The 13153-nt window shown below is 71.7% G+C and carries 13 protein-coding genes; 10 read left to right on the top strand and 3 right to left on the bottom strand.

The window, feature by feature from the left end; all coding sequences use genetic code 11:
• Positions 1-82: 82 nt before the first annotated feature.
• The 5 genes from OHV05_RS27595 (at position 83) to OHV05_RS27575 (ending at position 3695) form a co-directional block, all read left to right on the top strand.
• Complete coding sequence (locus tag OHV05_RS27595) at positions 83-499, top strand: DUF2809 domain-containing protein (RefSeq protein WP_405020057.1); 417 nt, start codon at positions 83-85, stop codon at positions 497-499.
• Positions 500-564: 65 nt separating this feature from the next.
• Positions 565-1422, top strand: coding sequence for a hypothetical protein (locus OHV05_RS27590; protein ID WP_405020056.1), 858 nt, complete (start codon positions 565-567; stop codon positions 1420-1422).
• A gap of 75 nt (positions 1423-1497) precedes the next feature.
• Positions 1498-1998 (top strand): SigE family RNA polymerase sigma factor, encoded by a 501-nt coding sequence (locus OHV05_RS27585; protein WP_405020055.1) that lies wholly within the window; start codon positions 1498-1500, stop codon positions 1996-1998.
• A 69-nt stretch (positions 1999-2067) separates the two neighbouring features.
• Positions 2068-2250, top strand: coding sequence for a hypothetical protein (locus OHV05_RS27580; RefSeq protein ID WP_403039506.1), 183 nt, complete (start codon positions 2068-2070; stop codon positions 2248-2250).
• A 59-nt stretch (positions 2251-2309) separates the two neighbouring features.
• Entirely contained in the window at positions 2310-3695 is a 1386-nt protein-coding gene (locus tag OHV05_RS27575) for a class II fumarate hydratase (RefSeq protein WP_405020054.1), read from the top strand.
• Between the two features lie 69 nt (positions 3696-3764).
• Here OHV05_RS27575 and OHV05_RS27570 read toward each other — a convergent pair whose 3' ends face one another.
• Both OHV05_RS27570 and OHV05_RS27565 read right to left on the bottom strand, forming a co-directional pair.
• Positions 3765-4214 (bottom strand): SPW repeat protein, encoded by a 450-nt coding sequence (locus OHV05_RS27570; RefSeq protein WP_405021559.1) that lies wholly within the window; start codon positions 4212-4214, stop codon positions 3765-3767.
• Between the two features lie 104 nt (positions 4215-4318).
• Entirely contained in the window at positions 4319-5245 is a 927-nt protein-coding gene (locus OHV05_RS27565) for a winged helix DNA-binding domain-containing protein (RefSeq protein ID WP_405020053.1), read from the bottom strand.
• 135 nt (positions 5246-5380) lie between these two features.
• Between OHV05_RS27565 and OHV05_RS27560 the strand changes: the two genes are divergently transcribed.
• The 4 genes from OHV05_RS27560 to OHV05_RS27545 all read left to right on the top strand — a co-directional run bounded on the left by OHV05_RS27560 (position 5381) and on the right by OHV05_RS27545 (position 9724).
• On the top strand, positions 5381-6625 hold the full coding sequence (locus OHV05_RS27560; RefSeq protein WP_405020052.1) for a PQQ-binding-like beta-propeller repeat protein: 1245 nt from the start codon (positions 5381-5383) through the stop codon (positions 6623-6625).
• A gap of 99 nt (positions 6626-6724) precedes the next feature.
• Positions 6725-7393: a PQQ-binding-like beta-propeller repeat protein gene (locus OHV05_RS27555; RefSeq protein WP_405020051.1), complete on the top strand. Its 669-nt coding sequence runs from the start codon at positions 6725-6727 to the stop codon at positions 7391-7393.
• Positions 7394-7457: 64 nt separating this feature from the next.
• Positions 7458-8000 (top strand): PadR family transcriptional regulator, encoded by a 543-nt coding sequence (locus OHV05_RS27550; protein ID WP_405020050.1) that lies wholly within the window; start codon positions 7458-7460, stop codon positions 7998-8000.
• 23 nt (positions 8001-8023) lie between these two features.
• Positions 8024-9724 (top strand): acyl-CoA dehydrogenase family protein, encoded by a 1701-nt coding sequence (locus tag OHV05_RS27545; RefSeq protein WP_405020049.1) that lies wholly within the window; start codon positions 8024-8026, stop codon positions 9722-9724.
• A gap of 52 nt (positions 9725-9776) precedes the next feature.
• Here the strand turns inward: OHV05_RS27545 and OHV05_RS27540 are convergent, their stop codons facing one another.
• Entirely contained in the window at positions 9777-11090 is a 1314-nt protein-coding gene (locus tag OHV05_RS27540) for a M28 family metallopeptidase (protein ID WP_405020048.1), read from the bottom strand.
• 278 nt (positions 11091-11368) lie between these two features.
• Between OHV05_RS27540 and OHV05_RS27535 the strand changes: the two genes are divergently transcribed.
• A complete protein-coding gene (locus tag OHV05_RS27535; RefSeq protein ID WP_405020047.1) occupies positions 11369-13147 on the top strand; it encodes a multicopper oxidase family protein in 1779 nt (592 codons plus the stop codon).
• The last annotated feature ends 6 nt before the right edge of the window (positions 13148-13153 follow it).

The following is a 13153-nucleotide window of genomic DNA, read 5'->3' as shown; positions in this document are numbered from 1 at the left end:
ACCACATCCGACGGGACGGCGGATCAGGGTTGCTAGTCTTTTGAACGCGCTCAGAAGCTCTGGCCGCACGGGGGGTGGGGCTTTGCGTTTCCGGATTCTGCTGCTCGTCGCGGGTACCGTCACCGCCGGGCTCGGCGTATTCGCCGTGGTCGGCGGGCCGGTGGGCGACGTCCTCCGGGACGCGCTCTACACCGCCGTGGTGTACCTGCTGGTGCTGCTCGCCGCTCCCCGGGCCAGGCCCGTCGCCGTGGCCGGGATCGCGCTCGGGGTGAGCTGGGCGGTCGAGTTCCTCCAGCTCACCCGGATCCCCCCGGCGCTGCGGATCGTGCTCGGCTCCACCTTCAACCCGCCCGACCTGCTCTGGTACGCCGCCGGGGCGGCGGCCTGCCTGCTGATCCACCGTCGGTTCCGACGGCCGGGAACCGGGCGGGGTGAAGCGGCGTCAATTGCTCGTCGGAGGCTGCGACCAAAACCCGGGGCCGACCCGTCTGGTGGGTAGAGCCCGCGCAGCGCGGGCCCGCATGGCCGGCGTGCGGTTGGCACCAACAAGGGACAGCAACCGAAATGAACGAAGAAGACGGGTTCCGACCCAACGAGTTCCACCACACGCTCGACACCGAACTGGCCGCCCTCACCGCCCCGGCCCTGGGTGACCTGGTCGGCCAGGCCGCCAAGGGCGGCCGGCGGAAGCGGCGTCTGCGCGCCGCCGGTGCGGCCTTCGGGTCGGTGACCGCCGTGGCCGCCCTGGCGGTGCTGGTCGGGTCGCTGGGCGCCGGCCCGGCGCAGTCGACCGTGGCCGGCCCGGCCATCGGTCTCGGGCCCGCCGCCGCACCGGCCTCGGTCGCCGCATCACCGTCCGCCTCGGCGACCCCGACGACGCCGGCCGACCCGCTGGTCCCGGTCACGGCGGCGAGCCTGCTCGACGCCGTGGTGAAGTCACTGCCGGCCGGGCTGACCGCCGACAACTTCCGGGCCAATCAGGCGAAGTACCCGATCGTCGACGGCCTCGGCTACCCCATGGTCTTCGCCTATGTGAACACGTCGGCCGGCGTCGGCCGGATCGGCGTCATGGCCTTCCAGTCCGATCCCGAGCAGCCCGCCTGCGTGGCCGGCACCCAGAACCGCATCACCACCGTCTGCTCCACTTCACCCGCGGGTGACGTGGTCGAGGTCATGACCAACCCGACCAACTGCATCCAGACCACCCAGATCGTCGTGCACCGCCCCCAGAACCTGGGGGTCGCGATCGACATCTCCAGTTGCCTGAACTGGACCAACGGTCAGAACCCGCCCGCGGTCCCGGCCCTGACGCAGGAGCAGGCGGTCGCGCTGGCCAGCAGCCCGCTGATCAGCACCTCCATGCCGTCCGCCTTCGTCGCGGCCGCCAACGCGAAGTACCCGGCCCTGCCCGAAGCGCAGTAACCCACCACCGACCGCCGCGGCCCCGTTCTCGGGGCCGCGGCTCTCCCCTTGACCCCCACCGAGACCCGGAGCCCGATGGTGCGCACCGAAGCCGAGTTCATAGCCTTTGCCGAGGCCAACGTCACCCGCCTGCGGCAGACCGCCTACCTGATGTGCCGGGACTGGCACCTCGCCCAGGATCTGACCCAGGGCACCCTCACGAAGATGTACGTGGTCTGGAACCGGCTCGCCCGCCAGAGCGCCGACCCGTTCAGCTACGCCCGCAAGGTGCTGCTCAACACCCTGCTCGACCACAAGCGGCTGCGCAGCAGCGGCGAGCTGACGGTCGACCAGCTGCCGGACCGGCCGGACCCGAGCGACCCGACGGCCGAGCGGCTCACCCTGCTGAACGCGCTGGCGCTGCTGCCCAAGCGCGACCGGGCCATCGTGCTGCTGCGCTACTGGGACGACCAGAGCGTGGAGCAGACCGCCGAGATCCTCGGGGTGAGCACCGCCGTGGTGAAGTCGCAGAGCATGCGCGCACTGGCCGTGCTGCGCACGCACCTGGGCTCGGACCGCGAGGCGCTGTTCGGCTGAGCTGGGCAGCACGTGTGACGTTGCCTCCACAGCCGTGACCCCGGACCTGCCCCGGGTGTTGGGCCGGTCATGCGTACCGTGCTCCGAACCGCCGCCACCGCCGCCCTGCTGCTGGTGGCCGCCGTCGCTCCCGCCCAGGCCGTCCCGTCCGCCGACGGGCACAGCATCCCCGTGGGCGCCATCAGCGACCTGGGCAGTGTGCTGACCCTCGCGGACGTGGGCTACGACTTCGCCACCCTGCTCGGCCGGTAGGCGGTACCGGAAATACCCGGGGCGTCCGCGCGGCTGGCAGAGGCAGGAGGTGCAAGGTCATGCAGGAGTACCGGATCGAGCACGACTCGATGGGCGAGGTGCGGGTGCCCGCAGCCGCCAAGTGGCAGGCGCAGACCCAGCGGGCGGTGCAGAACTTCCCGGTGTCGGGCCAGCGGCTGGAGCGGGCGCACATCGCGGCGCTGGCCCGGATCAAGGCGGCGGCGGCCCGGGTGAACGCCGAGCTGGGCGTGCTGGACGCGGAGACCGCGGCGGCGATCGCGGCGGCCGCCGAGGAGGTGGCCGAGGGGCGGTGGGACGAGCAGTTCCCGGTGGACGTGTTCCAGACCGGTTCTGGCACCTCGTCCAACATGAACGCCAACGAGGTGATCGCCACCCTGGCCGCCGAGCGGCTGGGCCGGCCGGTGCACCCGAACGACCAGGTGAACGCGAGCCAGTCCTCCAACGACGTCTTCCCGTCCTCGATCCACATCGCGGCCACCGCCGCCGTGACGGGTGAGCTGATCCCCGCACTGGAGCACCTGGCGGCGGCGCTGGAGCGGAAGTCGGCCGAGTTCGCCGAGGTGGTGAAATCCGGGCGGACGCACCTGATGGACGCCACCCCGGTCACCCTCGGCCAGGAGTTCGGCGGCTACGCGGCGCAGGTCAGGTACGGGGTCGAGCGGCTGCGCGCCACCCTGCCCCGGGTGGCCGAACTGCCGCTCGGCGGTACGGCGGTGGGCACCGGGATCAACACCCCGCCCGGCTTCTCGGCCGCCGTGATCGCCGAGGTGGCCAGGACCACCGGGCTGCCGCTGACCGAGGCCAGGGACCACTTCGAGGCGCAGGGCGCCCGGGACGGCCTGGTCGAGCTGAGCGGGCAGCTGCGCACCGTCGCGGTCGGCTTCACCAAGATCGCGAACGATCTGCGCTGGATGGGCTCGGGACCGCGCACCGGCCTGGGCGAGCTCAACCTGCCCGACCTGCAGCCCGGTTCCTCGATCATGCCCGGCAAGGTGAACCCGGTGCTGCCCGAGGTGGTGCTGATGGTGGCCGCCCAGGTGATCGGCAACGACACCACCGTCACGGTGGCCGGGGCGGGCGGCAACTTCGAGCTGAACGTGATGCTGCCGGTGATCGCCCGCAACGTGCTGGAGTCGGTGCGACTGCTCGGCAACAGCGCCCGGCTGCTGGCCGACCGGACGGTGGACGGCCTGACCGCCAACGTCGAGCGGGCCCGCGAGTTCGCCGAGTCCTCCCCCTCGGTGGTCACCCCGCTCAACCGGTACATCGGCTACGAGGAGGCCGCCAAGGTGGCCAAGCAGGCGGTCGCCGAACGCAAGACAATCCGTCAGGTGGTCGAGGAGCGCGGCTACGTCGCGGCCGGGAAGCTGACGGCGGCGCAGCTCGACGAGGCGCTGGACGTACTGCGGATGACGCACCCCTGAACCCCCCGAGAGGGGAGCCGGACGCACCGGTGGCGCGGACCTCCCGGTCCGCGCCACCCGCGCAGATACTCAGCCCCCGGCGGCCATGCCGCCGGATCCGCCCCGGCGCAGGCCCCGCCCGGCCAGACCAGCCGCCATCCCGACGGCCGCCATGCCCAGGCAGACCATCAGCCCGCCGGTGATCACATTGGTGAGGATGGTCCGCCGGATCGCGTCCGTACCGGCGACCACCCAGGGCGCCAGGATCGTCCAGGCACCGATCAGCGTGGCGGCCCAGGCGCGCGCGTGGGTGCGCTCGTACGCCGATCCGTAGCCCGCCATCAGGACCGTGAAGGCCAGGCCGAGGATCAGGTTGCTGACCGTCAGCCCGGAGAAGCCGGAGAACCCGACCACCCAGGGCGAGACCGCCAGGAACAGACCCGACAGCATGGCCAGTGCCTCGACCGCCTGCGCCCGGGGAGTCGACACCACCCGCTCGTACTGCTCACGCATCTCCAGGATGTCCGGATGGTGCTCCATGCTCATCGGAAGCTGGGTTGACACCAGGACCACCTCCTCAGTCGGCACTTGGCACGCGCATGCTCACTACCCAGTCTGCGGCAGAAATAACAGTTTGTCCGGATTTACCCCCAGAAGGACTCGACGGCGGCCACCTCCGCCGCCCACAGCTCCTCGGGCACCGCCTCGAACGGCTCGACCACCACCCGGCCGCCGTCCCGGCGCCAGCTGCCGAGCACCCGCCCGTCCACCACCAGCGCGGGCCGGACCAGCCCGCCGCCCGCGTTGATCCGCTTCGCGTACCGCTGATCCAGCATCAGCCCCCGGTCGCGGTAGCCGAGCAGGTAGTTGTCGAAACCACCGAGCAGTCGCACCAGCGGCTCCCCCTCCCCCGGCGGCCCGCCGACCGCGAACAGGCCGTCCCCGACCTCGGGCAGCCCGGCGAAGGCCCGGCGGCCGACCGCCTGGGTCAGCCCGGACCAGGCCGCGAAGTCCGCCGGTCCGACCGGCCCGAAGGCGGCCACGTAGCGGGCGGCCAGCTCGGCCGCCGCCTGCTCCGGGTCGGCCTCCGCCCCCGGCGGCAACAGCTGGTACCCGGGCTCGCGCGGCGCCAGCTCCGCACCCCGGCAGAGCAGCCCGAGCCCGGCCGCGTACGCCGTCAGGTGCGCCGGGGCCTGCCCGGTCGGCTCGACGCCCACGCCCCGCTCGTTCAGCCGGGCCACCAGCTCGGCCCGGGACAGCGGCTCGCTGAGCACCTCCGGCAGCACGGCCAGCGCCCGACCGAGCACCGCCTCGGTCAGCCCGAGCTCACGACGGCGCCGGGCCCCCGCCGCGATGTTCCGCGCCCCGAACACGGCCAGCAACGGCCGGAGTTGACCGGTCGGCACCAGGTGCAGCGTGCCACGCATCAGCCAGCTGCTCACCACCTCGCCGGCCTGGTACGCCCGCTGCACCGCCGCCGCCTCGGCCGGCCCGCGCGCCCGCAGGCCGAGCCGGGCCGCCCCGGCGTCCTGCGCCTGGATGCCGGGGGCCCGGGCGGCGATCTCGGCCACCGTGGCTTTCCGGTGGGCAAACTGACTGTGCATTCGCCACCGAAGCAGCCCGTCCTCGTCGGTCACCCTCGTATTCTGCTCCGGACGATCGCTGGTCGGACCGGAGGGGGAGCCGTGTTCGCGGATGCCGCACAGGTGGACGTGTATCGGGACGGCGGACAGTGGACACTGACCGCGCCGCGCGAGACGCTCTCCCGACCGGTGGTCGAGGGCGACCGGGTGTACGTGCTGGTCGACGGAGCCGCCACCGCGCTCGACCGGACCAACGGATCGGTGCTCTGGCGGAGCCCGGACCGGGTCACCGGTGAGCTGGAGAGCTGGCAGATCGACTGCACCGCGACCGGCGACCACCTCGTGGTGCCCAACGGCCAACTGGCCGGGAGAACCGGAAAGGCGGGCCTGAGCGTGTTGGACGCGGGATCCGGCGCCCTGCTCTGGCAGTCCGACGCCGGCCCGTTGGACGAGTACCACACCGACCGGCACACCCTGGTGACCGTGCACAGCACCGGAATCCTGCCGTGCCGGATCACCGCCCTGGACCTCGCCACCGGCTCCCGGCTCTGGCAGCGCGACGTCGATTCACTGGGCAGCGCTGTCATCGCGGACGGTCGGCTGATCACCTACGGGCAGGACGACACGGGCTACGGAGTCGTCGCTCTCGACCTCCGCTCCGGCACCGAACTCTGGCGCAACACGAACCACGGCGGCGGGCTTTCGCTGTCCTGGCACGGCACGGCACACGACCCGTCGCCGCTCTTCGTCTGGAGCAGGTTCGGCGGCCGGATGAGCTGGCTCTCCGTGGAGACCGGTGACGAGACGGGGCACTTCCAGGTCGCCCCCCGGATCTACGCCGCACAGGTCGTCGACGGCGGCCGAAGCGTCTGGCTCAGCTCCAACGGGCGCCGTGTGCACCGTTTCGACGCTTCCACCCCGGCGGACGGGCCGTCACACTCCTTCCACCCGCTGCGGCATGGGCTCAAGCGCTACCGCGAGGTCGCCGTCCCGGGGGACGGCTGGCTCTACGGCGTCGACCGCGCCCGCCGCCTGCTCGCCGCCCCGATCGGCCCCGGTGGCCGACGGCCGCTGCCCCGGCTCCGCTGGCCGAAGTCCGTACCCCCGAGCGCCCGGCGGACGAACTACCCCGGCGTCCTGACCGTCGGCCCCGGCCAGGTCTACCTGGAGACACCCTTTGCCCGCTCCTCGGCAGATCGCGCGGTGGTGGCGGTGCGCGAGGGCCGTGTGCGGTGGCGGCTGCCGTACAAATTCTCCTTGGCCCCGCCCGTCCCGGCCGGAGCCGGGGTCCTCCTGGTCGACAGCCCCCCGGAGCACGATCGCCTCCGGATGGTCGACGCCGAGACCGGAGCCTTCGCGGACGCGTGATCCGCGTCTCCACCCGGGAAACTCGTTGCACAACAGGACGGCAGGCAGGGCGCGGGAGCACGCGGTTACCGCTCGACAGCCAGGCAGCAGGAGGAACCGGTGGTCACGGACGCCATACCGGTGCGGGTGCGGCGGGAGGGCGGTCTCTGGACGCTCACCGCGCCGCCCGGCACGCTGTCCCGGCCGGTGGTCCGGGGGAATCGGGTGTTCGTCCTGGTGGACGGACGGCCGGTCGCCTGTGACCGGGCCGACGGCACGGTGGTCTGGCAGAGCCCGCACCGGGTCATCGGCGAGCAGGAGCCCTGGCAGGCCGGGCTGACCGCGACCGGCGGCCACCTGGTGGCGCCGACCGCATGGACCGACCGGTTCAGCCCCGGGCGGGCCACCCTGAGCGTGCTGGCGGCCGAATCCGGCTCGCTGCTCTGGGAGTTCGACCCGGGTGAACTGGCCGAGTACCGCGCCGACCGGGAGACGCTGGTGGTCTGGCACGGCCGGGAGGGCGGTCGGCCGATCCGGCTGACCGGCTTCGACCTCGGCACCGGTCGCCGGCTCTGGGAGCACGCCTTCGGGTCGGTCGGGACCATGCAACTGGTGGCCGGTCGGGCGATCGCCTCGGTCCGGCACGGCACCCTGCTCTGGCGACGGCCCCGCCCCTCCGTGATCCGCCCGGTGCCGACCGGCGACCAGGTGCTGCTGATCGAGGGCGACGGGCAGCACGACCGGCTGCTGCTGGTCGACGGCGACACCGGAGCCGCCGTCGAGGGGTGATCCGCGTCTCAACCCGGTGCGCCGGCGTTGCCTATGAAACTCGTTGCATAGCAGGATGGCGAGCATGGCACTGGAGCACGCGATCCTCGTCTCACTGCTGGAGCAGCCCGGCTCCGGGTACGAGCTGGCGCGGCGGTTCGACCGTTCGATCGGACGGTTCTGGACCGCCACCCACCAGCAGATCTACCGGGTGCTGCGGCGGATGGAGGCGGACGGCTGGATCGCCGCCCAGGAGGTCGCCCAGGACGGCCGGCCGGACAAGAAGGTGTACGCGGTGGCCGGGGACGGGCGCTCGGTGCTCTCCGACTGGCTGCGCGAGCCGGTCGAGCCGGAGACCGTCCGGCACGAGCTGGCCGTCAAGATCCGGGCCGCCGCCTTCGACGACCCCGCCGCCCTGATCTCCGAGGTGACCCGCCACCGGGACAGTCACGCCGCCCTGCTGGAGCGCTACCGCACCGGCGAACTGCGCGACTTCCCGCCCGGCACCGAGCTCGACCCGCAGCAGCAGCTCCAGCACGTGGTGCTGCGCGGCGGCATCGAGTACGAGCGGATGACCATCGCCTGGCTCGACGACGTACTCGCCACCCTGCACCGCCTCGCCCACTGACCCTCACCCCCTCAGGAAGCCACATGCTCTTCAACCCGAGCACCTACGACCCGAAGCAGTTCGACGACACCACCCGCCGGCTGCTCCGCGCCACCGTGGACTGGTTCGAGTCGCGCGGCAAGCAGGCGCTGATCGACAGCTACATCGACCGCGCCTGGTACGGGGACTTCCTCGAGTTCGCCGCGAAGGAGGGGCTGTTCGCCGAGTTCCTGACGCCGTCCTCCGCCGACGGCGACAAGCGCTGGGACACCGCCCGGATCGCCGAGCTGAACGAGATCCTCGGCTTCTACGGCCTCGGCTACTGGTACACCTGGCAGGTCACCATCCTGGGCCTGGGCCCGGTCTGGCAGAGCGAGAACGAGGCCGTCCGGGCCCGCGCCGCCAAGCTGCTGACGGAGGGTCACGTGATGGCCTTCGGGCTGTCCGAGCGCAGCCACGGCGCGGACATCTACTCCACCGACATGATCCTCACCCCGACCGCCGACGGAGGCTTCACCGCCACCGGCCCGAAGTACTACATCGGCAACGGCAACGTGGCCGGCCTGGTCTCGGTCTTCGGCCGCCGCTCCGACGTCGAGGGCCCGGAGGGCTACGTCTTCTTCGCGGTGGACAGCCGCCACGAGGCGTACCACCTGGTCAAGAACGTGGTGAACGCGCAGATGTACGTCAGCGAGTTCCGGCTGGAGGACTACCCCGTCCGGGCCGAGGACGTGCTGCACACCGGCAAGGCCGCCTTCGACGCCGCGCTGAACACCGTGAACGTCGGCAAGTTCAACCTCTGCACCGCCTCGGTCGGCATCTGCGAGCACGCGATGTACGAGGCCGTCACGCACGCCCACAACCGGGTGCTGTACGGCCGCAAGGTGACCGACTTCCCGCACGTGCGACGGGAGTTGACCGATGCGTACACCCGCCTGGTGGCGATGAAGCTGTTCAGCGACCGGGCGGTGGACTACTTCCGCAGCGCCTCCCCGGAGGACCGCCGCTACCTGCTCTTCAACCCGATGACCAAGATGAAGGTCACCACCGAGGGCGAGAAGGTCATCGACCTGATGTGGGACGTCATCGCGGCCAAGGGCTTCGAGGCGGACACCTACTTCGACAAGGCCGCCAAGGACATCCGGGGCCTGCCGAAGCTGGAGGGCACGGTGCACGTCAACCTGGCCCTGATCCTCAAGTTCATGGCCAACTACCTGTTCGCGCCCACCGAGTACGCACCGGTGCCGACCCGGCTGGACGCCTCGGACGACGAGTTCCTGTTCCGGCAGGGCCCGGCCCGGGGCCTGGGCGCGATCCGCTTCCACGACTGGCGGACGGCGTACGACGCGCACGCGCACCTGCCGAACGTGGCCCGGTTCCGCGAGCAGGCCGACGGCCTGTGCGCGCTGCTGCTGGAGCACGCGCCGACCGCCGAGCAGCAGCAGGACCTGGACTTCCTGCTGGAGATCGGCCAGCTGTTCGCGCTGGTGGTCTACGGCCACCTGGTGCTGGAGCAGGCCGAGTTGACCGGCACCGAGCCCGACCTGCTGGACGGCATCTTCGACTTCCTGGTCCGGGACTTCTCCGCGCACGCCACCGAGCTGCACGGCAAGACCTCCACCAGCGAGCCGCAGGCCGCCTGGGCGCTCTCCCAGGTCCGCCGCCCGGTGGCGGACGCCGAGCGCACCGCGAAGCTGTGGGCCCGGGTCGAGGCGCTCTCCGGCGCGTACGAGATGCGGCCGTGAGACACGTCGGTGCCGGGCCCCTGGGCAGCAGGGGCCCGGCGCCGACGGTCGGTCAGAAGGTGAGCTTCCAGCTGTTGACGTAGCCGGTGTCCTGCGCGGCGATGTCCTGGACCTTGAGCTTCCAGACGCCGTTGGCGACCTCGCTGGAGGCGTTCACCGTGTAGGTGGTGATCACGTTGTCGGCCGAGTCGCTGCTGCTGGAGTTCTTAAGCCGGTAGGTGCTGCCGTCCGGGGCGACCAGGTCGATCACCAGGTCACCGCGGTAGGTGTGCTTGATGTCCACGCCGACCTGGAGCGCGGCCGGCGCGTTGCCGGTGACACCGCTGACGGTGACCGAGGAGGTGACCGCCGCGCCGTTGTCCGGGATCTGCACGTCGGCGGTGTTCTCGAAGACCGTGCCGGGCAGCGGGGGCGCCTCGGTGCCCAGGGCCCAGACCGCGTACGCGATCGAGTCGGCGCCCCGGTCCAGCGAGGTGTCGCTGATGTTCGCGCTGGTGTCGCAGGAGGCGTGGTAGCAGGCGTCGAACTCCCGGCCCGAGGTGCCGCCCCACTTGGTGGCCTGGGCGGCCGTCTTGATCTCGTCGCCGCCGGTGTACAGACCGCCGACCTTGATGCCTGCGGACTTGAACGGGGCGTGGTCGGACCGGCCGTCGCCGTTGGTCTCGATCTCGGTCGGCACGCTCACACTGGCGAAGTAGTTCTTCAGCACGCCTTCGAGCTTGGGGTCGTCGTCGTAGACGAAGTAGCCCGGGTTGGGCGAGCCGATCATGTCGAAGTTCATGTACGCGTCGATCTTGGCCCGCTCGGCGGTGGGCAGGTTGTTGACGTAGTACTTGGAGCCGATCATGCCCAGCTCCTCCGCCCCCCACCAGCCGAACCGCAGGTGCTTGGTGGGCTGCAGGCCGGCCCGGGAGACGGCCAGCGCGGTCTCCAGGACGCCGGCCGAGCCGGAGCCGTTGTCGTTGATGCCGGGGCCCGCCGTCACCGAGTCCAGGTGCGCGCCCGTCATGATCACGTGGTTGGCGTCACCGCCCGGCCAGTCCGCGATCAGGTTGTAGCCGGTGGCGCCGCTGGTGGTGAAGGTCTGCAGGGTGGTGGTGAACCCGGCGGCGTCCAGCTTGCCCTTCACGTAGTCGACCGAGGCCTTGTAACCGGGCCGGCCGTGCGCCCGGGTGCCGCCGTTGGCGTTGGCTATCGACTGGAACTGGGCCAGGTGCGCCTTGACGTTGGCGACCGGGATGTCCGGGGCGGCCTGCACCGTGACGGCGGCCGGGCGGGCCTGGGTCACCTGGGCGGAGGCGGCGGTGGCGAGGAATCCGGCGGCCAGGGTGGCGGCTGCGCCGGTCGCGACGGCGGAGCGGAGCACGCGGGATCGCCGCGAGGCACGCTGAGACAAGGGGAGCTCCAGATTCTGGTGGGGCAGAACGGAACGTGCGAAGTCAGCCGGTTCCGGAGTCCGGTCGGCCGTGATGATTGACGCGACCATGATGATTGGGTGAATACCGAGATCCCGTCAAGGGGTTCAACCCCGGGATCTCGCAGCGGAGTCGGCATCCGGCCAGGGACGGACCGGGACCACCGCCTCATGAAACCGGGACGGCGGGTGGCCCACCGTGGGACCAAACCGACCACCCGGAGGCCACCGTGCCCGAGCCCACCGACCTGACCAAGTTCGCGGATCCGCTGCGTATCCCCCAGCTGCTCCGCCCCGAAGGCGACTTGACGATCCGTCAACTCTCCGCCGACGTGCGGCTGCACTCCGAGCTGCCGCCCACCCCGATGTGGACGTACGAGGGCAGCTTCCCCGGCCCGACCATCGAGGTCCGGCGCGGGCAGCGGCTGCGGATCGACTGGCAGAACCGGATCAGCACCCCGTACCCGGCCCAGATCGGCCACCTCCCCGAGATCACCATGCCCCCGGCCGAGAACGTGCCGGGCATCGACCCCGCCCTGGTCGACCCCAGGGGCCCGGCCCTGCCGCCCTGGCTGGTGGTGCACCTGCACGGCGCGGTCACCGACGGCGGCAACGACGGCTGGACCGACAACGCGGTCCACGCCGGCCACTCCCAGCTCTCCGAGTACCCGAACGACCAGGCCGCGATGCCGCTCTGGTACCACGACCACGCGATGGGCGTGACCCGGCTGAACGTACTGGCCGGGCTGGTCGGCACGTACCTGGTCCGGGACGAGGAGGAGGACCGACTGCGGCTGCCCGCCGGGGAGTTCGAGGTCCCGCTGGTGCTCTGCGACCGGAATCTGGCCACCGGCCCGGACGGTGCGCCGACCGGGCAGCTGCTGCACAAGACGGTCGGCCCGCTGCCGTACTGCGGGCGGTACACCCTGGTGAACGGCGTGATCTGGCCGTACCACCCGGTCCGGCCGCGCTGGTACCGGTTCCGGGTGCTGAACGCCTCCAACTCCCGGCCGTACCGGCTGCACCTGGTCGACCAGGACGGGCAGCGGGTGAACGGCGCGGCCTGGCAGATCGGCAGCGACGCCGGCCTGTTCGGCACCCCGATCCCGCTGCCCGGACGCGGTCTCAGCCTGGCCCCGGCCGAACGGGCCGATCTGCTGGTCGACTTCACCGCCCTGGCCGGCCGCACCCTGCGGCTGGTCAACTCCGCCCCGGCACCCGCCGAGGGCAGCCCGATCGGCGAGCACGACGCGGTCGGCATCGCCGACCCGGCCAACCGGCTGCCCGATCCCGAGGTGCTGGAGTTCCGGGTCGCCGCCACCACCGAACCGGAGCCGTTCGCGCTGCCCGCCGTGCTCTCGCCGAGCTTCCGGCGGCTGACCCACGACGACATCCCGCACCACAGCCACCGGATGCTGATGATCACTCAGGACAGCGGCGCGATGTTCCACTTCTGGGAGATGGAGGAGGTCCCGGAGGCGGAGCTGCCACCGGCCGGCACGGTCCGGGACGGGATCGTCCAGATCCAGCCGGACGGCCAGGCCGTGCAGACCTACCGACGGGTCTCGGCCGACTTCAACGACCGCCTCAACTGGCGGATCGACGAGGACGCCTGGGAGCAGTGGACCATCGTCAACCTGGCGCAGCTGGCGCTGCACCCGGTGCACATCCACCTGATCCGGTTCCAGATCCTCACCCGGGCCACCGTCGACGTCACCGGCTTCGACCCGGCCGGCGGCGGGACCCCGATCGGCAAGCCGGTCCGCTGGGGCGCCCAGAACCCGATCGACCCGGCCGAACAGGGCTGGAAGGACACCGTCACCGTCGCGCCGCGCGAACTCGTCCGGGTGGCCGGGCAGTTCACCGGGGCGACCGGCAGGTTCATGTACCACTGCCACATCCTCGACCACGAGGACGACGGCATGATGCGGCCGTTCACCGTCTCCCCGGCCGCCGTGATGGCCCTCGACCCGGGGATGGGCCACGGCGGGCCGCACCACGGCCACTGAACACCG

Source organism: Kitasatospora sp. NBC_00070, assembly GCF_045041205.1.
Classification (GTDB): domain Bacteria; phylum Actinomycetota; class Actinomycetes; order Streptomycetales; family Streptomycetaceae; genus Kitasatospora.
The sequence above is the reverse complement of the archived record's forward strand: the minus strand, read 5'-3'. Positions and strand labels throughout refer to the sequence as shown.